Source organism: Bosea sp. AS-1 (genome assembly GCF_002220095.1).
In the GTDB taxonomy this organism is placed as follows: Bacteria; Pseudomonadota; Alphaproteobacteria; order Rhizobiales; family Beijerinckiaceae; genus Allobosea.
The window spans coordinates 118334-135977 of sequence record NZ_CP022372.1; the positions used below are offsets into that span (position 1 = coordinate 118334).

The 17644-nt window shown below is 66.8% G+C and carries 18 protein-coding genes; 10 read left to right on the top strand and 8 right to left on the bottom strand.

Annotated elements, in window-relative coordinates; all coding sequences use genetic code 11:
• Nucleotides 1–6 precede the first annotated feature (6 nt).
• Genes CE453_RS02210 through CE453_RS02220 form a run of 3 tightly spaced genes read left to right on the top strand, consistent with a single transcriptional unit; the run spans nucleotide 7 to nucleotide 2440 of the window.
• Nucleotides 7–228 carry a NepR family anti-sigma factor gene (locus CE453_RS02210; protein ID WP_089173109.1) on the top strand — a complete coding sequence of 74 codons (222 nt, stop codon included), beginning with the start codon at nucleotides 7–9 and terminating at the stop codon, nucleotides 226–228.
• On the top strand, nucleotides 215–787 hold the full coding sequence (locus CE453_RS02215; protein WP_089173110.1) for a sigma-70 family RNA polymerase sigma factor: 573 nt from the start codon (nucleotides 215–217) through the stop codon (nucleotides 785–787). The genes CE453_RS02210 and CE453_RS02215 overlap by 14 nt, the downstream gene beginning before the upstream one ends.
• Nucleotides 788–2440, top strand: a complete 1653-nt coding sequence (locus tag CE453_RS02220; RefSeq protein WP_089173111.1) for a histidine kinase dimerization/phosphoacceptor domain -containing protein — start codon at nucleotides 788–790, stop codon at nucleotides 2438–2440. It begins immediately after the preceding gene.
• A 15-nt stretch (nucleotides 2441–2455) separates the two neighbouring features.
• Here CE453_RS02220 and CE453_RS02225 read toward each other — a convergent pair whose 3' ends face one another.
• Nucleotides 2456–3346: a transglutaminase family protein gene (locus tag CE453_RS02225; protein WP_089173112.1), complete on the bottom strand. Its 891-nt coding sequence runs from the start codon at nucleotides 3344–3346 to the stop codon at nucleotides 2456–2458.
• Nucleotides 3347–3462: 116 nt separating this feature from the next.
• On the bottom strand, nucleotides 3463–3738 hold the full coding sequence (locus tag CE453_RS02230) for a hypothetical protein (RefSeq protein WP_089173113.1): 276 nt from the start codon (nucleotides 3736–3738) through the stop codon (nucleotides 3463–3465).
• A gap of 272 nt (nucleotides 3739–4010) precedes the next feature.
• Between CE453_RS02230 and CE453_RS02235 the strand changes: the two genes are divergently transcribed.
• From CE453_RS02235 to CE453_RS02250, 4 genes are all read left to right on the top strand, one after another.
• Nucleotides 4011–4703 carry a Crp/Fnr family transcriptional regulator gene (locus CE453_RS02235; RefSeq protein ID WP_248307913.1) on the top strand — a complete coding sequence of 231 codons (693 nt, stop codon included), beginning with the start codon at nucleotides 4011–4013 and terminating at the stop codon, nucleotides 4701–4703.
• A 120-nt stretch (nucleotides 4704–4823) separates the two neighbouring features.
• Complete coding sequence (locus CE453_RS02240) at nucleotides 4824–5618, top strand: methyltransferase domain-containing protein (RefSeq protein WP_089173115.1); 795 nt, start codon at nucleotides 4824–4826, stop codon at nucleotides 5616–5618.
• Nucleotides 5619–5748: 130 nt separating this feature from the next.
• Entirely contained in the window at nucleotides 5749–6939 is a 1191-nt protein-coding gene (locus CE453_RS02245; RefSeq protein WP_089173116.1) for a GGDEF domain-containing protein, read from the top strand.
• 88 nt (nucleotides 6940–7027) lie between these two features.
• Nucleotides 7028–7960 carry a glutaminase gene (locus CE453_RS02250; protein ID WP_089173117.1) on the top strand — a complete coding sequence of 311 codons (933 nt, stop codon included), beginning with the start codon at nucleotides 7028–7030 and terminating at the stop codon, nucleotides 7958–7960.
• Between the two features lie 30 nt (nucleotides 7961–7990).
• Here the strand turns inward: CE453_RS02250 and CE453_RS02255 are convergent, their stop codons facing one another.
• Nucleotides 7991–9079, bottom strand: a complete 1089-nt coding sequence (locus CE453_RS02255) for a 2'-deoxycytidine 5'-triphosphate deaminase (RefSeq protein ID WP_089173118.1) — start codon at nucleotides 9077–9079, stop codon at nucleotides 7991–7993.
• A 220-nt stretch (nucleotides 9080–9299) separates the two neighbouring features.
• On the opposite strand from CE453_RS02255, the gene apaG reads away from it, so the two are divergent.
• Entirely contained in the window at nucleotides 9300–9692 is a 393-nt protein-coding gene (gene apaG / locus CE453_RS02260) for a Co2+/Mg2+ efflux protein ApaG (RefSeq protein ID WP_089177643.1), read from the top strand.
• Nucleotides 9693–9733: 41 nt separating this feature from the next.
• A complete protein-coding gene (argE, locus tag CE453_RS02265) occupies nucleotides 9734–10864 on the top strand; it encodes an acetylornithine deacetylase (protein WP_089177644.1) in 1131 nt (376 codons plus the stop codon).
• A gap of 52 nt (nucleotides 10865–10916) precedes the next feature.
• On the opposite strand, the gene CE453_RS02270 is transcribed toward argE, so the two are convergent.
• From CE453_RS02270 to CE453_RS02280, 3 genes are read right to left on the bottom strand one after another with little or no spacing between them, the layout of a single operon-like run.
• On the bottom strand, nucleotides 10917–11918 hold the full coding sequence (locus tag CE453_RS02270; protein ID WP_089177645.1) for an Hsp33 family molecular chaperone: 1002 nt from the start codon (nucleotides 11916–11918) through the stop codon (nucleotides 10917–10919).
• Nucleotides 11918–12838, bottom strand: a complete 921-nt coding sequence (argF, locus tag CE453_RS02275) for an ornithine carbamoyltransferase (RefSeq protein WP_089173119.1) — start codon at nucleotides 12836–12838, stop codon at nucleotides 11918–11920. The genes CE453_RS02270 and argF overlap by 1 nt, the downstream gene beginning before the upstream one ends.
• 39 nt (nucleotides 12839–12877) lie before the next feature.
• Complete coding sequence (locus CE453_RS02280; protein ID WP_089173120.1) at nucleotides 12878–14098, bottom strand: aspartate aminotransferase family protein; 1221 nt, start codon at nucleotides 14096–14098, stop codon at nucleotides 12878–12880.
• 558 nt (nucleotides 14099–14656) lie between these two features.
• Between CE453_RS02280 and CE453_RS02285 the strand changes: the two genes are divergently transcribed.
• Nucleotides 14657–15208 carry a GcrA family cell cycle regulator gene (locus tag CE453_RS02285; RefSeq protein ID WP_089177646.1) on the top strand — a complete coding sequence of 184 codons (552 nt, stop codon included), beginning with the start codon at nucleotides 14657–14659 and terminating at the stop codon, nucleotides 15206–15208.
• 87 nt (nucleotides 15209–15295) lie between these two features.
• Here the strand turns inward: CE453_RS02285 and CE453_RS02290 are convergent, their stop codons facing one another.
• On the bottom strand, nucleotides 15296–16351 hold the full coding sequence (locus CE453_RS02290; protein WP_089173121.1) for an amino acid ABC transporter permease: 1056 nt from the start codon (nucleotides 16349–16351) through the stop codon (nucleotides 15296–15298).
• Nucleotides 16348–17511, bottom strand: a complete 1164-nt coding sequence (locus CE453_RS02295; RefSeq protein WP_089173122.1) for an amino acid ABC transporter permease — start codon at nucleotides 17509–17511, stop codon at nucleotides 16348–16350. The genes CE453_RS02290 and CE453_RS02295 overlap by 4 nt, the downstream gene beginning before the upstream one ends.
• Nucleotides 17512–17644: the final 133 nt, after the last annotated feature.

Consider the following 17644-nt stretch of genomic DNA (forward strand, 5'->3'; position numbering starts at 1 on the left):
GCTGAAATGACGAATCTGGATGCTGCGATGCCCGACCCCGGAGGCGATAACGACGACTTCGACATGATTCTCGATCCGAAGGTGCAGGAATCGATCGGCCGCTCGCTGAAGGCGCATTACGACGACATCGTGAATGCCCCCGTGCCCGACAAGTTTCTCGTGCTGCTGGCGCAGCTGGAAGCGACGGAACAGCGCGCAGCCGGAGCGTCGTCCGATGAGCGGAAATGATTTCGCGACCGAGTTCAAGGATGGCCTGATCAGGGAAATCCCCAATCTGCGCGCCTTCGCGGCGTCGCTGTCGGGGTCGATGCAGCTTGCCGATGACCTGGTGCAGGACACGCTGCTGAAGGCCTGGGGCAATTCCGACAAGTTCGAGCCGGGGACCAGCCTGCGCGCCTGGCTCTTCACCATCCTGCGCAACACCTATTATTCGCTCTACCGCAAGCGCGGCCGCGAGGTGCAGGACAGCGAAGGGACCTATGCCGAGCGCATGGCGACCCAGGGCAACCAGGAAAGCCATCTCGACCTCGCCGACTTCCGCAAGGCCCTGGCCAAGCTGCCGGAGGAGCAGCGCGAAGTGCTCATCATGGTCGGAGCCACCGGACTCTCCTACGAGGAAGCTGCGGATATCTGCGGCGTCGCCATCGGCACCATCAAGAGCCGCGTCAACCGGGCTCGAACAAAGCTTGCCGAACTCCTTTCCATAGGCAGCGTCGACGATCTCGGGCCGGATCGGACCAGCGCGGCCGCGATGCAAAGGGCGGGTTCCGAAACAGTCGGGTTCTGAATGCGTCTGGCGCGGTTCCGTACTGTCCGGGGGCGTCTTCTGGCGCTCCTGATCGCGATCGCGCTCCCGATCGGCTGCGTGACAGCCTTGGCTGCGGCTACCGCCTACCGCACCATCACAGGGGCCATCGAGGCCTCGCAGATTCAGGCGGCGGACGACTTCGCCGTCCGGACGCGGATCTGGTATCGCGGCGCGTTGCGCGCGCTCCTGTCCTTCGGCGCGACGGTCGCCGATGCCGGGCTGTCGCCCGAGCAGTGCAAGCAGGTGGGCGCCAAGACGCTCACCCAGGTCAGCGGCTTCACCGCCGCCCTGATCCGCACCGCCGACGGACGGTCGTGCACGGCGACGCTGGATGCCAGCATCGATGCGCAGACCCTGACCCAGACGGCCACAAAGCTGCGCGACCTGCCGGCCATCGTCCCCTGGGGCGGCGTCGAGCTCGGCAAAGCCCATTACAACCAGGTCGCAATCGGAAGCCGCCGCTATCTCACCGTCCATGCCGAAGATCCCGCGGCAACCGGGTCGAGCATGCAGGAAGCCCTGCTGCTGATCGACCCGGAGGTGCTCGAGAGCGTCTTCGACCTCGGCGAAGGCGGCGACGGCATGGATGTCGCGCTCGTCTCGCAAGGCAGCGGCGTGGTCGCCAGCCGCGGGCGCAACGAGCCCGAGTCGTGGCTGCCGCGCGAAGCCCATCTTCCGCAGGGGCTCGAGCGCTGGCGTGCGCCGAGCCGTGACGGGACCGAGCGCGTCTACGCGGCCCGCAAGGTCGCCGAGCCCGCCTTCTACGTCATCGCCACCTTCGACGATTCGCGCGAGCGTGCGGCGCGCATCCAGTTCGCGGTCCTGCTCCTTGCGCCGCTCGCAACCTTGACGTTGTTGTGCCTGGTCTATCTGCGCGCCATCGATCGTCACTGCGTGCGCTGGCTGCGCAGCATCGAGGCGGCGGCACGCTCCCGCGCCTCAGCAAAACGCGCGCGCGCCGCCGTGGCCGACGACATGCCGAGCGACATCCGCAGCGTCGCCGAAGCCTTCAATATCATGGTCGACGAACAGGAAGTGCGGCAGCGGCGCCTGCAGACCGCGCTCGACGACAACCGCTTCCTGGTGCGGGAACTGCACCATCGGGTGAAGAACAGCCTCCAGGTGGTGCAGAGCTATATCGGGCTCAGCAAGCGCGACTACCGGGACGAGGCCAGGCTCGCCCTGGCGGACGCCGAATGCCGCGTCCATGTATTGTCGGCCGCGTATCGGTTCACGCTCGCCGACGGCGAGATGCAGCCGGTACGGGTCGACCTGTTCCTGGAGGACGTGGTCTCGATGATCTCCAACCTGATCCGGCGCCGCGACCAATGGATTTCCAGCCGGATCGAGACGGCCGCGACATTATCCGTCGACCGCATCATCCCTCTCGGCTTCCTCGTGGCCGACGTCGCCTCGCGGGTGTTGCGCAATACGCCCGGTGCGCGGATCACCGTGACCGTCAACGATGTCGATGAATCGACGATCGAGGTCGCGCTGGAGGCCGATCGCCCGATCGCCCATCAGGAGCCGCCACGCCTGTTCGCGGGCCTGCTGGCCCAGATCGAAGCAGTCCAGAGCGGAAAGGCCGAGGGCAGCGATCTCGGGCGTTGGCGCGTCAAGCATCGCGGCTGACGGGGCCTGGCCCGCTCAGCCGGTCTGCACGGTTGCCCCTTCGTCGGGCTCGATCAGGACACCGACGGAAAGTCCCACGAAGGAGCCCGGTGGACCGGTGAAGCTGCCGGCGATCGGTGAGGCATCCTCCGGCACGCGTGCGACCGCGATCCGCAGCAGTTGATGGTCGGCGACGAGATCGTTGGTCGGGTCGAATTCGACCCAGCCATCTCCCGGGATGAAGACGTCCGCCCAGGCATGGGTCAGGCCGACGGGCGAGACGAGGCCGGCGGCGTCCGGAGACTGGTCGTGGATATAGCCGGTGACGAAACGCCCCGCGAACCCCATGCGCCGGGCCAGCTCGATGAACAGCCAGGCATAGTCGCGGCAGGAACCCTGGCCGAGCCGCAGCGTGTCGGCCGGGTGCTGGGTGCCCTCGTCATAGCGCACCGCGTAATGCAGCTCGGTATAGATCGCGTGGGCAAGATCGCGCAGGAGATGGCCGGACCCCTCGCCGAGCCGGGCGCGAAAATCGGCGAGCCAGCGTTCGATCACCCCGTCGGGGTCGGCGGCCGCCCGCGCGAGATAAGGCTGCAGCACGATCCGTTCGCCATCGCTGTAGACAACTCCGGTCAAGGCCGCGCCGGGTTCGAGCCGGCTGCGTGGCAAGGCCGAGCCGAACCGCTCGACCGTCAGTTCGCTGACGATCTCGAGCGTGTCGGCGGGGGTCGCAAAATCGGCGATGGCGACCGGATTGCCATAGACATCGTGCATCCAGCGCAGGTTCGCCTGAGGCGAGATCGCCAGGGCGGTATCCACCAGCCGCAGGTCAAAACTGTCGCGCGGCCGCAGCATCAGCCGATGCAGGCCGAAGCTGACGGGCGTGGCGTAACGATAGGTCGTCGCGTGGCGGACGCGCAGATACATGACTCTTCCTGGCCGCAGGGGGCGAACAAAAAACAAGCCGCCCGAAGGCGGCTCGAAGTGCAGCGCGAGGAGCGCCGCGCGGTCAACGCGCGGTGCGTGGAACGGTTCCGTCCTCCTCAGCGAAGAATGACGCGACGCTCGCTCTCGGCCATCGCCTGCTTGGACGCGGCGGGAATAGCGCGATGAACGACGCTCTCGCTGCGATCCGACCGATCGACAGCAGCAAATTGCGCTTCATTCGGCTGAGCGCCTCGCAGCTGAGCGACCGTCGTCGAACTCTGGTCGGCCGGCAGTTGCAAGCCGGCGCCGAAGGTCAGGCCGGCCACCACCGCCGCCATGCAACCGAAAAAAATCAAAGCCCGCTTGGCGGGGGCCAGGCTGTCATTCAGCATCTTTGTCTCCCAACGCCTCCACCGACCCGAATAGGCCGGCTGTCACAAGCAAAACGCAATTCCACGAGCCAGGTTCCCGAGAAGGCGTTTCGAACGCGAGAGACAACGACATGAAGTGGGAAAGCCGGCCGCAAGGGAACGGCGGAGAGGCTGGCAGCGTTATCTTGGTGTCGACGCGGTTCTGCGTCGCCAGGGGGTCGAATCCAGTGATGCATCTCAAAACCAGGCCAAGCCGCCTCGGGCCTGCCTGTCTCGCCTGCCCGCTTCGCGTGATGCCGGCGTTCGAAGACAAGACCGATGACGAGCTTCGCTTCATCCAGGCGATGAAGATCGATCATCGAAGCGTGTCGGCCGGCAGCGACATCATTCATCCGGGTCAGGAAGACGCCGAACTCTACACGCTCTATTCGGGCTGGGCATTCCGCTATAAGTCGCTGGCAGACGGGCGCCGCCAGATCCTCAACTTCCTGCTGCCGGGCGATCTCGTCGGCCTCCAGGCTTCGCTGCTCGACGCGTCGGACCACGGTGTCGAGGCGCTGACGGATGTCGAGCTTTGCGTGTTTCCGCGCAAGCGGATCTGGGACCTGTTCGTGCGGATGCCCAACCTCGCCTATGAGCTCGCCTGGCTGGGCTCGCGCGAGGAATCGATCGTCGACGACAACCTGACATCGGTTGGCCAGCGCACCGCCAGCGAACGCATCGCAGCCATGGTCATCACGCTCTATCGTCGCGCCGATGCGCTCGGGCTGGTGAACGAAGGCAGCTTCGCCTTTCCCCTGTCGCAGCAGCAGCTCGCGGACGCGCTAGGCCTCTCGCTCGTCCATACGAGCAAGACTTGGTCGAAGCTGCGCAAGGCGGGGCTGTTCGCCATGTCCGGCGGCCGGCTGACACTGCTCAATCCGCGCCTGACCGCCCGCATGGCGGCCATCTACGAAAGGAACAAGGCGCCGCGGCCCCTCATCTGACGTGGCTCCGCATCCTTGCAAAGAGGCTTGCCGAGTAGCTGGACTTGACCCCATATGCCGGGCGAGTAACGTTTCCGCGACGCTGGAATGCGGGCCGCTTTGCAGCGTACAAGGGGTATCATGTCTTCGACGACTCGACATCGTCCGCCGCGCGCGGGCTCGATTGCGGCCCGGCTTGGCCAATCGCGCGTGGCCAATCGGCTGGAAGGCGAAGTTCGGGTCACGGCGGCTGATCTCGTCGATTGCGTGGCCGAGGCGAAGCTCAAGGTCGCGGCCGTCCGTTACAAGGTCGAGGGCGAGGTCCGCAACAAGGCGGAGAAGCTGAAAAGCCGCGTCACCGAAGCGAAGACGAAGCTCGGCGACGAGGCACGCTTCATCAAATCCTGGATCGACGACCCGTTGCGGACCGGCTCGGTGACGCCGTCGAGCCCGGCGCTCGCGCGACGCATGGCCTCCTATGTCGACCCGGAGCAGCCTGGCCCGGTCATCGAAATCGGCCCGGGCACCGGCCCCGTCACCGAAGCCCTGATCGAGCGCGGCATCGAGGAGGAGCGGCTGATCCTGGTGGAGTACAGCCCAGAATTCTGCGAGCTGCTGCGCCAGCGCTTTCCGCGGGCCACGGTCGTCCAGGGCGATGCCTATGCCCTGTCGACCACGCTGGCCGGACACCTGACCGAGAAGGCCATCGCCCTGGTCTCGAGCCTGCCGCTGTTCAACCGCCCGCCGCCGGCCCGCTCGGCTCTGGCGAAGGAAGCCTTTCCGCTGCTGGTGGAGGGCGCGCCCTTCATCCAGTTCACCTATTCGGTGATCTCGCCGATCCCGCGCAAGGGCTCGGGCCTGAAAGCCTTTGTCTCCGACTGGATCCTGCGCAACATCCCGCCGGCGCGCGTCTGGGTCTATCGCGAAGCGAATTGAGCCCTGCGCGCGCGCAGGGCCGACCATGCGGAACCCGCAGGCCTGTCACACTGAATCGTAACCACTTCATACTAAGCCCCACCTCGCTGGGGTAGCGCCGCCTGTCCGCAGCGAGGAGCTCGACCGGCCTATGAGTGGTGTAGCCCTGCGTTACAGTTTGCCGCGCTGGCGCGTCACGCGCTGGCTGGCCGACGCAGGTCCGGACGTTCCCGCCGAAATCAGGACCGCCCTGGTCGCCAGCCTGTTCGGCACGCTGCCGATCTTCGCCGGCGGCGTCATCAATTCGCTCGCCGTCTCCTTCCTGATCGCCTGGCGCATCCCGACCCTGCCCTTCCAGCTCTGGTGCGCCTTCGAGGTGCTGTGCTGCCTGATCCGGCTCTACGTCCTCGTGACCTCCCGTCGAAAGGCAGAGCGCGGCGAGCCGACCTGGACCGATACCTACCTTCTGCTCGGCGTCGCCTGGGCGGCCGGCATCGGCGCCGGCACCTTCCTGAGCCTCACCAGCGGTGACTGGGTCGCGGCGACGCTGGCGTGCCTTTCCGCAGCCGCCATGGTCGGCGGCATCTGCTTCCGGAATTTCGGAGCGCCGCGCATGGCCGGCGTCATGATCGCGCTGACGCTGGGGCCGTGCTGCTTCGCGGCGCCGTTCGGCCACGAGCCGATCATGTTCATCACCTTCATGCAGATCCCGTTCTACCTGCTCAGCATGACGATGGCGGCCTACAAGCTGAACGCCATGCTGATCTCGACCATGCGGGCCGAGCGCGAGAACGCCTTCCATGCCCGGCACGACATGCTGACCGGCCTGTCGAACCGCGCCGGGCTCATCCGCGCCTTCACGACCCGCTTCGGCGATCCGGCGGCGCCTCAGGGGCTCGCGCTGATCTATCTCGACCTCGACGGCTTCAAGGCCGTGAACGACACCTATGGCCATCCGGCCGGCGATGCGCTGCTGCAGCTCGTCGCCGAGCGGCTGCGGGCACTCGTGCGCAGCTCCGACATCGCCGCGCGGATCGGCGGAGACGAGTTCGTGGTGCTATCGGAGCAGACCGAGCGGGTGCAGCTCCAGCGGATCGGCGAGCGCCTCGTCAAGGAGATCTCGGAGCCCTACGAGCTCGATAGCGGCCACCGGCTGCATATCGGCGCCTCGGTCGGCATCGCACTCGCGCCCGAGCACGGTAGCGACATGAGCGCCGTGATGGCAGCGGCGGACGCAGCACTCTACCAGGCGAAATCGCGCGGAAAGGCGCTTTGCGTCATTGCCGCCCAGCGCGCCGCCATCGATGGACAGGGCCCCGCCGAGACCCGCCTCCTTCACTGAGGCCGCGCGCCTCCTGTCGCCACGCCCGCTTGACCCGGGCCCGCGCATCGGTGTTGCCTGATCGCGACGGAAGAGCTGGAGGGGAAACTTGGCGGATCTGGCGCGCCTCGTGCAGGACATCGCCGCCGATATGCGCGATGCAAGCGAGCGCGGCGAGGTGGCGAGCTATATCCCGCCGCTGGCCCGCATCGACCCGCGTCAGTTCGGACTCTGCATCGTCACCGCCGATGGCAATCTCCACGTCGCCGGAGAGAGCGAAGAGCCCTTCTCGATCCAGAGCATCTCCAAGGTCTTCGCCCTGACGCAAGCGCTGGGCAAGGTCGGCGACACGCTCTGGCGCCGCGTCGGGCGCGAGCCCTCGGGCACCCCGTTCAACTCGATCGTGCAGCTCGAGCGCGAACAGGGCATCCCGCGCAATCCCTTCATCAACGCCGGCGCGCTGGTCGTCTCCGACATCAATCTCGCCGGCCACGAGCCGCGCGTCGCCATCGGCGAGCTGCTGCGCTTCGTGCGCTATCTCGCCGACGACGACAGCATCATCATCGACGAGGCCGTGGCGCGCGCCGAACAAGCCACCGGTTTCCGCAACATCGCGCTCGCCAACTACATGAAGGCCTTCGGCAATATCCAGCACGCGCCGGAGCTGACGCTCGGCGTCTATTTCCATCAATGCGCCATCGCCATGAGCTGCCGCCAGCTCGCCATGGCGGGGCGCTACCTGATGCATGGCGGGCTTCATGAGCCGGGAGGGCCGCGCGTGGTCTCGGCCCAGCGCGCGCGGCGGATCAACGCGCTGATGCTGACCTGCGGCCATTACGACGCCTCGGGAGACTTCGCCTTCCGCGTCGGCCTGCCGGGGAAATCCGGGGTCGGTGGCGGCATCCTCGCCATCGCTCCGGGCAAGGCGGCGATCGCGGTCTGGTCGCCCGGGCTCAACGCCAACGGCAACTCGATGCTGGGCACGCTCGCGCTGGAACGGCTCGCCGAGGCGACGGGCTGGTCGGTGTTCAATCCGGATTGAGCCGGGCTACCACAGCGCCGGGAGCGGGCCTCAGCCCTTGAAATGCTTGGAAAGCTTGAGCGCCTGGCCCTGGTAGTTGGACTTCAGCCCGGCACCGTAGAGCGAGGACGGACGAGCCGCCATGGCCTCGTAGACGAGACGGCCGACAATCTGGCCGTCCTCGATGATGAACGGCACATCGCGGGATCGTACCTCCAGCACCGCCCGAGCCCCCTGCCCGCCGGCGGCGCTATGGCCGAAGCCGGGGTCGAAGAAACCGGCATAATGGACGCGGAACTCGCCGACCAGCGCGTCGAAGGGTGTCATCTCGGCGGCGTAGTCGGGCGGGACGTGCACCGCTTCCTTGGAAGCGAGGATGTAGAACTGACCCGGGTCGAGGATCATGCTGCCCGAGCCGTCATACGGGATAGGTTCCCAGAAATCGGCGGCGCGATAGGCGCCCACGCGATCGACATCGATCAGCGCCGTGTGGTGCTTGCCGCGGTAACCGAGCAGCCCGTCGAAACCGGAGAGATCGACGCTGACGGCGACGCCACCCTGGAAGGACGGCTCCGTCGCACTGACCAGCGTCTCGCGGAGATGGACCTCGCCGAGCGCCCGATCGTCGAGCCGGGTCTCGCCAGCGCGGAATCGGATCTGCGAGAGCCGCGAGCCCGAGCGGACCAGCACCGGGAAGGTGCGCGGCGAGATCTCGATGAAGAGCGGCCCCTCATAACCGTCCTCGACCAGATCGAATTCGCGGGCGCGGTCGGTGATGACTCGGGTGAAGACGTCGAGACGACCGGTGGAGCTCTTGGGGTTGGCGGCCGCGCGCAGGCCCTTCGGCAGCTTCAGGCCCTCCATCAGCTCGGCGATATAGACACAGCCGGTTTCCAACACGGCGCCGCGCGTCAGGTCGATCTCGTGCAGCGACAGGTCCTCGATGCGGCTCTTCACCGTGCGCTCGGGGCCAGGCAGGAAGCTGGCACGCACACGATAGGCCCGCGCGCCCAGGCGCAGGTCGAGGCTGGCGGGCTGGATCTGCCCTTCGGCCGGCGGATGGGCGAGCCGGATCGCGCCCTGCTCGATGAAGGCGCGGATGGAGCTGTCGGGCTGGATGCCGGGCTTGAAAGTCAGCATGCGAGGTCCGCGAGGATAATCGGTTACCGCTAACGAAGCCGCGCGCCGCGGCCAAGCCGAATGCGCCGCTTCCCCAATGTTGTCCACGCCTGCATGATATCGGTCGGCATTGACGCTGCCTGCGGCCGGTCCATATCAAGGGGCGGCGAGGCGCGGCGTCACCGACGAAGCAAAGGTCCTGGACGGCGCAAAGGTCTTGGACGGCGCAAAGGTCTTGGCGATGTATCAAGCTCAGACGCGTGGCGTGCGTGTGACCGCGGCGCCGAAATTCATGGAGGCGGAATCTTCACCGCCGCAGGGCCGCTATTTCTGGGCCTATTCCATCGAGATCGTGAATCTCTCGACCCAGACCGTGCAGCTCGTGGCACGCCACTGGTTCATTACCGACGGACGCGGCGAAACCCATGAGGTGCGTGGCGAAGGCGTCGTCGGCAAGCAGCCGGTGTTGCGGCCGGGCGAGAGCTTCAGCTACACCTCGGGCTGCCCCCTGCCGACGCCGGACGGCTCGATGCGCGGCTTCTACGCCATGCTCGACGAGGGCGGCGATGTGTTCGATGTCGAAGTACCGCTCTTTCCGCTCGATTCCCCTTATGTGAAGAAGGTTCTGCATTGACCGCCACCCCGCCCGCCGGGCAGCGCTACACGCCGCTCGAGATGCTCGCCCGCCTCGTCGCCTTCGATACGGTGAGTCACAGGTCCAACCTGCCGCTGATCGATTTCGTCGAAGACTACCTCGCCGGCTGGGGCGTCACCTCCACGCGCTTCCCCAACGCGGCGGGCGACAAGACCGCGCTCTTCGCCACCATCGGACCTCAAGACCGCGGCGGTATCGTGCTCTCCGGCCATACCGATGTCGTGCCGGTCGAGGGGCAGGCCTGGAGCCGCGATCCCTTCACGCTGCATGTCGAGGATGGGCGCGCCTATGGCCGCGGCGCCGTCGACATGAAGGGTTTTGTCGCGCTGGCGCTGGCACTGGTGCCGGATTTCCTCGCGGCCCGGCTCAAGACACCGATCCACCTGTTCTTCTCCTATGACGAGGAGGTGACCTGCCTCGGCGTCGTCGACGGCATCGCGGCGATGGGCAAGACCCTGCCGCGTCCGCTCGCGGTCATCGTGGGCGAACCGACATCGCTCGACATAGCCGACGCGCATAAGGGCATCCGCACCTTCCTGACGAAGATCACCGGCTTCGCGGCCCATTCCTCCAAGCCTCAGCTCGGCGCCAGCGCCGTCCATGCCGGAGCCCTGCTGGCCGCGGAACTCGACCGCATGCAGGAGGAGGCCAAGGAGCGGCCGGATGCGAGCGGGCGCTTCGACCCACCCTACGACACCATCCATGTCGGCAAGTTCCACGGCGGCATCGCGCGCAACATCCTCGCGGACAAGGCCGAACTCTCCTGGGAAATCCGGACCCTGCCGGGCTCGGACCCTGAATCCGGGCCGGCACGCTTCGCCTCCCTGGCGAAGACCGTGCTGTCACGCATGCAGAGGACCGCACCGACCTCGACCATCGAGACGGTGATGACCTCCGACGTTCCCGGCCTCGCGCCGGACCCGGGCTCGGAAGCGGAGCGGCTCGCCATGCGGCTTTCCGGCCGGAACGACACCATCGCCGTGGCCTATGCGACCGAGGCTGGGCATTTCCAGCGCGCCGGCCTGCCGACAGTGGTCTGCGGACCCGGCTCGATCGACCAGGCACATCAGCCGGACGAATACATCACCCTGCAGCAGCTTGAGGCCGGCGAGATTTTCATGCGCAAGCTGATGATGGCCTGCCAGGAATAACGGCCCAGGAATAACGGCGCGCGAAAAGCCTCTTTCCCGGCGGGAGAGGGGCTCAGAGCCCCGGCGACAGCCCTTCCTCGACCTCGGCCGGGTCGAAGGTATAGCGCCGCGAGCAGAATTCGCAGGTGACGCCGAGCGTTCCGTCATCGGCGACCATCGCGCGACGATCCTCGGGCGAGAAGCCGCGCAGCATCGCCAGCACCCGCTCGCGCGAGCAGCGGCAGGCCTCGTGCACCGGAACGGCTTCGAAAACGCGCGCGCCGCGCTCATGGAAGAGCCGATAGAGCAGCCGCTCGCTCTCCAGCGTGGGGTCGAGCAGCTCATGGTCCTCGACCGTCTCGACCAGCGAGCGCGCCTCCGTCCAGGCGTCGTCCTCGATGCCGTCGGGATCGTTGCTGGCGAGGATCTCATGGCCTTCCGGCGCATCGCCGGGGTGGATGTCCGCCGCACGCAGGCGCTCGGGCGAATGGGGCATGAACTGGACGAGGATGCCTCCGGCGCGCCAATGCGCCCGCCCGCCGGTCGTGACCGTGCCGACAGCGAGCCGGACCCGCGTGGGGATCTGCTCCGACTGGCGGAAATATTGGTGCGCCGCCTCCTCCAGGCCCTGCCGCGTCAGCGGCACGATGCCTTGATAGCGCGTCGTCGCCGAACCCTGGTCGATCGTCATGGCAAGATGCCCCTCGCCCAGCAGATCACCGGTCGACAGCTTGTCCAGCGCCATCGCCTCGACGAGCTTGGCCTGATCGATCTGGGCGACGGCGCGATAGGTGTCGGGGGCGGTGAAGTCGACCACCATCATCGAAATGGCGCCGTCGCTCTTGGTCTGGAGCTGGAAGCGCCCTTCGAACTTCAGCGCCGTACCGAGCATGACGGCGAGCGCGCAAGCCTCGCCCACGACACGCGAGACCGGCACCGGATAGGCGTGACGTTCGAGGATCGCGTCGATCGAGGGGCCGAGCCGAACGACCCGGCCACGCACGTCGAGATCGGGAACGGCAAAAGGCAGGACGGCGTCGTCGAGCCCTGCCACGGCGCCGGTTTCGGCGGCCATCAGGCCGCGACCCCGCCGAAGCACCAGGCCAGGATGCCCTTCTGTGCATGCAGCCGGTTCTCGGCCTCGTCGAAGACGGCCGATTGCGGGCCGTCCATGATCTTGTCCGTAACCTCTTCGCCGCGGGAGGCCGGCAGGCAATGCATGAAGATCGCCTCCTTCTCGGCGCGGTCCATCAGCCTGTCATCGACCTGGTAGGGTCGCAGCAGGTTGTGGCGGGTGCCTTCCTCGTCGCCCATCGAGACCCAGCAATCGGTGATGACGCAATCGGCGCCCTCGACCGCCTCCTCGGGCCGCGTCGTCAGCTTGAGCTTGGCGCCCTGCTTCTTCGCCCAGGCAATCAGCGCCGGTGGCGGCGCCAGCTCTTCCGGGGTCGCGATCGACAATTCGAAGTCGAGCCGGCCGGCAGCGTGGACCCAGGAAGTCAGCACGTTGTTGGTATCACCCGTCCAGGCGATGCGCTTGCCCTCGATCGGCCCCTTGCGCTCCTCGAAGGTCATGACATCGGCCATCACCTGGCAGGGATGCTGGCGCTTGGTCAGGCCGTTGATGACGGGGACCGAGGCATATTTCGCCATCTCGACCACGGCGTCGTGGTCGAGCATGCGGATCATGATCGCATCGACATAGCGCGAAAGCACGCGGGCCGTATCGGCGATGGTCTCGCGCTCGCCGAGCTCGATCTCGCGACCGGTCACCATCATCGGCGAGCCGCCGAGCTCGCGAATGCCGACATCGAAGGAGACGCGGGTGCGCAAGGAGGGCTGCTCGAAGATCATGGCGATGACCTTGCCTTCGAGCAGGCGATCCCCCGCGGCGGCCGGCGTGCGACGTCGCGCTTTCATCTCCTCGCCCGCGCGCAGGATGGCGCGCAGCTCGTTGCCGGAGAAATCGGAAAGATCGAGGAAATGGCGCGTCACGGGCGCTTCCTTCGCTTCGCGGGGTTACGTGGGTTGAACTTATTCGGCGGCCGGGCGCTTCAGCGCAGCCTCGACGGCGCCGGCAGCCTTGTCGAGCCGGGAGACCGCCTCGGCGACGTCCGCCTCGGTGATGATCAGGGGCGGCAGCAGACGCACGACATTGTCCCCGGCGCCGACCACGAGCAGGCCCTGGGCGCGCGCCTCGTTGACGAAGTCGGTGTTCGGCGTGTGCAGCTTGAGGCCGAGCATCAGCCCCTCGCCGCGGATCTCCTGGATCACGTCGGGATGCTTGTCCTTGAGCTCGGCCAGCGACTGCTTCAGCCGAAGCGCGATCTGGCCGACATTCTCGATGAAGCCCGGCGCCAGCACTACGTCGAGCACGGCATTGCCGACCGCCATGGCGAGCGGGTTGCCGCCGAAGGTCGTGCCATGGGTGCCGAGCGTCATGCCCGAAGCCGCCTCCTCGGTCGCGAGGCAGGCGCCCATCGGGAAGCCGCCGCCGATGCCCTTGGCGATCGACATGATGTCCGGCGTCACGCCGTAATGCTCATGCGCGAAGAACTTGCCGGTGCGGCCGACGCCGGTCTGGATCTCGTCGAAGACCAGCAGCAGGCCGCTCTCGTCGCAGATCTGGCGCAGCAGCTTGAGGAAGCGCGAGGGCACCGAGCGCAGGCCGCCCTCACCCTGGATCGGCTCGATCATCAGCGCGGCGGTCTCAGGCCCGATCGCGGCGCGCAGGGCCTTCTCATCGTCGAAAGGCACCTGGTCGAAGCCGTCGACCTTGGGGCCGAAGCCGTCGATGTATTTCTGCTGGCCGCCAGCGGCGATGGTTGCCAGCGTCCGGCCGTGGAAGGCGCCCTCGAAGGTGATGATGTGGTAGCGCTCGGGATGGCCCTTCGCGGCATGGTATTTCCGCGCCATCTTGATGGCGCACTCGTTCGCCTCGGCGCCCGAATTGGTGAAGAAGACGCGCTCGGCGAAGGTCGCCTCGCAGAGGCGACGGGCGAGCCGCTCGCCTTCCGGGGCGCCGTAGAGATTCGAGGTGTGCCAGATCTTGCCGGCCTGCTCGGTCAGCGTCTTGACGAGATGCGGGTGCGCGTGGCCGAGCGCATTGACGGCGATGCCGGCGCCGAAATCGAGGTAGCGCGTGCCGTCGGCGGTGATCGCCCAGGGGCCCTCACCCCGCTCGAAGGCGACGGGAGCGCGGGCATAGGTCGGCACGAGCACGGACTGGCTGGCGGAAACAGGAGCGGGGGCCATGAAAGGAATATCCTCGCGAAGGGGGTGACGAGTGAGACCGGATTGGCGCTGGGGTCGAGAACGCGATCCGGGTTGAAATGCTGCATCGTGCAGGCATGTTGCGACCCGGTGACGACGTTATCGTCGCACCCAGTTCCTGACCTCTCGTCGCGCCGTCATCCGCATCGTTCGGGCCTTGATCCGCGAAAACATAAGCGCCGCCCGAAAGGGCGGCGTCACCTTGTGGATAAATATGCTTAAGGCCGCAGGCCCTGTCAATTCCATGCCGGCTTTTCTTGCCGCAACGACAGTGTTGCCGAAAAGATTCGCTTGACCCGCCAATCGCGAATCGTCTGGGGAAAAGCTGTTTTCAGATTCGGCGACTCTTGTCCGCGAGTCACCGCCCCTTGTATGGTCGTTTTCGTCAGATACGACATTTCGTGCGGCGTCCCCAGTCCCGTCTGTTGCGGCAGCAACGGTTTTGTCTCAGCGACAAAAGCCGGCGGTTCCGGATTCCGCCACGAAGCACCCTTAAGGCCGGCGCCGCAAGGAACCGGCCGGACAAGATAGGTGATGCGGATGAACGAAGCCGGAGCATGGACGGACGAGCGCGTCGAACTGCTCAAGAAGCTCTGGAGCGATGGCCTCAGCGCCAGCCAGATCGCGGCCGAACTTGGCAACGTCACGCGCAATGCGGTGATCGGCAAGGTGCACCGGCTCGGCCTTTCGGGCCGGGCCAAGAGCGCCGCCGCCCCGGCTGCGCCGCGCAATGCCGCTCCGCGCAAGGCCCCAGCCCGCGCGCCGAGCCACCCGATGGGCAGCGCCACGACGGCGACCCGCGGCGCGCACGCCCTTGCGCCCCATTTCGCCGCCGAGGCGGAAGTGGAGATCGAGGCCGAGCAGGCGCCACTGCCGTCCGAGGACGTGGTGATCCCGTTCTCGGAGCGCGTCACCATCATGGAGCTGCGCGAATATATGTGCCGCTGGCCGATGGGCGATCCGACGAGCCCGGATTTCCGCTTCTGCGGCGCGCGTTCGCAGACCGGCCTGCCCTATTGCAGCTACCATTCCCGCATCGCCTACCAGCCCGCCGCGGATCGCCGACGCGACCGGAGCAAGGCGCGGGCCTGAGCCGCGGACTCATTCCACAGATGGAAAACCGGCCCTTGCGGCCGGTTTTTTGTTGGTCGGATCATTCCAGCGTCACCGAACGAGGCATCACAGCCGCCGCTTCTTCTCCAACGAGCGGCTCCAGCGCGAGAGCGCGAAGCAGATCAGCCAATAGATCGCGCCCGAGAAGGCGTAAGCCTCCATGTTCATGCCGACCCAGTTCGGATCGGCGAGCGAGGCTTGGGCGATACCGAGCAGGTCGAGGATCGAGACGACCAGCACCAACGTGGTGTTCTTGATCAGCGCGATGAACTCGTTGGTCATCGCCGGCAGCGAGATGCGCAGCGCCTGCGGCAGGATGATCAGCCCCGTCGCCTTCCAATAGGTGAGGCCCAGCGCCGTCGCCGCCTCGCGCTGGCCCTTGGGCAGGGCCTGCAGGCCGCCGCGCACCGCCTCCGCCATATAGGCGGCGATGACGAAGCCAAGCCCGATCACGGCGCGCGCCAGCCGATCGATGTCGATGCCGCCGGGCATGATCAGCGGCAGCAGCAGCGAGGCGAGGAAGATCACCGCGATGATCGGCACGCCGCGCCAGAACTCGATGAAGATGACGCTGATCAACCGGATGACGCGCAGCTCCGACTGGCGCCCGAGTGCGAAGAGGATGCCGAGCGGAATGGCGATCAGGCTCGAATAGATCGAGATGAACAGGGTGAGCATCAACCCACCCCATTCGCGCGTCTCGACATAGCGCAAGCCGAAGCCGCCGGAGAGCAGCCAGATCCCGAGTGGCGGCAGAACGACGAGCATGGCGATCCCGAGCTTCAGCCGGAAACGCTGCGGCGCCAGGACGACCGCGAGGATGCCGAGCACCAGGACGATGCCGGCGATGTCGACACGCCAGCGCTGGTCGACCGGGTAGAGCCCGTACATGAACTGGCCGAAGCGGGCCCGGATGAAGACCCAGCAGGCACCGCCGGCCGTGCAGTCGGCCCGGGTCGTGCCGCGCCAGGTGGCATCGAACACCGCCCAGCGCAGCAGCGGCACCGCCACCCAGACAATGCCGAGCAGGAGCACCACCGTAACGAAGCCGGTGAAAGGCGTGCCGAACAGGCGCTCGCGCCAGAGCGACAGGGAGGATGCGGAGGAAGCGCGGCTGCTCATCGCGTCACCAGGGCGATGCGGGCGTTGTACCAGTTCATGATCGCCGAGACGGCGAGCCCGATGACGAGGTAGACGGCGAGCGTCATGGCGATGATCTCGATCGCCTGGCCGGTGTTGTTGAGCGCTGAGCCCATGAACAGGCTGACCACGTCAGGATAGGCGATGGCGGCGCCGAAGGAAGAGTTCTTCAGCACGTTGAGATACTGATTGGTCAGCGGCGGGATCATCACGCGCAAAGCCTGCGGGATGGTGACGAGGCGCAGCACCTGGCCGGAGCGCAGGCCCAGCGCCGAACCTGCCTCCGTCTGGCCATGCGAGACAGACTGGATGCCGCCGCGCACGATCTCGGCGATGAAGCCGGCGGTATAGGTGACGAGCGCGGCCAGCAGCGCGACGAATTCAGGGATCACGGCGAAGCCGCCGCGATAGTTGAAGCCGCGCAGCACCGGCACGTCCCAGCGCGTCGCCAGTATGGCCCAGGCCAGAGCCAGGAGCGGGACTGCCAGCAGCAGCACGAGCCCGGCGCGTAGCGTCGGCGCATGCTGGCCGGTGCGCTCCTGACGCTTGCGCGCCCAGACATGGAACGCCGCATAGGCCAGGATGCTGGCGAGGACGATCCACCCCGCGATGTGCAGGTTCTCCATCCCGTCCGGCAGCGGGATGGTCAGGCCGCGATTGTTGAGGAAGGCGACGCCGAACAGGCTGATGCTCTGGCGCGGCGCCGGCAGCGCGGCGATGACGCCGAAATACCAGAACAGCACGAAGAACAGCAGCGGGATGTTGCGGACGAACTCGATATAGGCGCCGGCAATGGCCGAGACGAGCCAGATCGAGGAGAGCCGGGCGATGCCGACGATGAAGCCGAGCAGCGTGGCGAGCACGATCGCGATCACCGTCACCAGCATGGTGTTGGCGACGCCGACCCAGAACAGGGCGAGGATATTGTCGGCCTGGGTATAGCCGGTGAGGACGAAGGGAACCTCGATGCCGGAGGTGCGCCAGAGGAAGCCGAAGCCCGAGGCAATGCCGGCCTTGAGCATGTTCTCCGATGCGTTGCGCACGAAGAACACGGTGAGACCGACGAGCACGACCACCACGACGATCTGGTAGAACCAGTCGCGGACGCGCTTGTCGTTGATGAAGGCGAGAAGGTTCGTCATGCGCGCTTCCAGCTTGCTTCGGAAACACGGAGTCGTCCCGGGCGGAGTGCAGCGGAGCCCCAGGGTCCATGCCTGAATGGTTTCGGCATGGACCCCGGATCAGCGCCGCCGACGCGACGCATCCGGGATGACC

Excerpts from the sequence above, each read along its gene's own strand:
- CE453_RS02210 (WP_089173109.1), top strand. The coding sequence starts at position 7 with ATGACGAATCTGGATGCTGCGATGCCCGACCCCGGAGGCGATAACGAC.
- CE453_RS02215 (WP_089173110.1), top strand. The coding sequence starts at position 215 with ATGAGCGGAAATGATTTCGCGACCGAGTTCAAGGATGGCCTGATCAGG.
- CE453_RS02220 (WP_089173111.1), top strand. The coding sequence starts at position 788 with ATGCGTCTGGCGCGGTTCCGTACTGTCCGGGGGCGTCTTCTGGCGCTC.
- CE453_RS02225 (WP_089173112.1), bottom strand. The coding sequence starts at position 3,346 with ATGTATCTGCGCGTCCGCCACGCGACGACCTATCGTTACGCCACGCCC.
- CE453_RS02230 (WP_089173113.1), bottom strand. The coding sequence starts at position 3,738 with ATGCTGAATGACAGCCTGGCCCCCGCCAAGCGGGCTTTGATTTTTTTC.
- CE453_RS02235 (WP_248307913.1), top strand. The coding sequence starts at position 4,011 with ATGCCGGCGTTCGAAGACAAGACCGATGACGAGCTTCGCTTCATCCAG.
- CE453_RS02240 (WP_089173115.1), top strand. The coding sequence starts at position 4,824 with ATGTCTTCGACGACTCGACATCGTCCGCCGCGCGCGGGCTCGATTGCG.
- CE453_RS02245 (WP_089173116.1), top strand. The coding sequence starts at position 5,749 with ATGAGTGGTGTAGCCCTGCGTTACAGTTTGCCGCGCTGGCGCGTCACG.
- CE453_RS02255 (WP_089173118.1), bottom strand. The coding sequence starts at position 9,079 with ATGCTGACTTTCAAGCCCGGCATCCAGCCCGACAGCTCCATCCGCGCC.
- apaG (WP_089177643.1), top strand. The coding sequence starts at position 9,300 with ATGTATCAAGCTCAGACGCGTGGCGTGCGTGTGACCGCGGCGCCGAAA.
- argE (WP_089177644.1), top strand. The coding sequence starts at position 9,734 with ATGCTCGCCCGCCTCGTCGCCTTCGATACGGTGAGTCACAGGTCCAAC.
- CE453_RS02270 (WP_089177645.1), bottom strand. The coding sequence starts at position 11,918 with ATGGCCGCCGAAACCGGCGCCGTGGCAGGGCTCGACGACGCCGTCCTG.
- CE453_RS02280 (WP_089173120.1), bottom strand. The coding sequence starts at position 14,098 with ATGGCCCCCGCTCCTGTTTCCGCCAGCCAGTCCGTGCTCGTGCCGACC.
- CE453_RS02285 (WP_089177646.1), top strand. The coding sequence starts at position 14,657 with ATGAACGAAGCCGGAGCATGGACGGACGAGCGCGTCGAACTGCTCAAG.
- CE453_RS02290 (WP_089173121.1), bottom strand. The coding sequence starts at position 16,351 with ATGAGCAGCCGCGCTTCCTCCGCATCCTCCCTGTCGCTCTGGCGCGAG.
- CE453_RS02295 (WP_089173122.1), bottom strand. The coding sequence starts at position 17,511 with ATGACGAACCTTCTCGCCTTCATCAACGACAAGCGCGTCCGCGACTGG.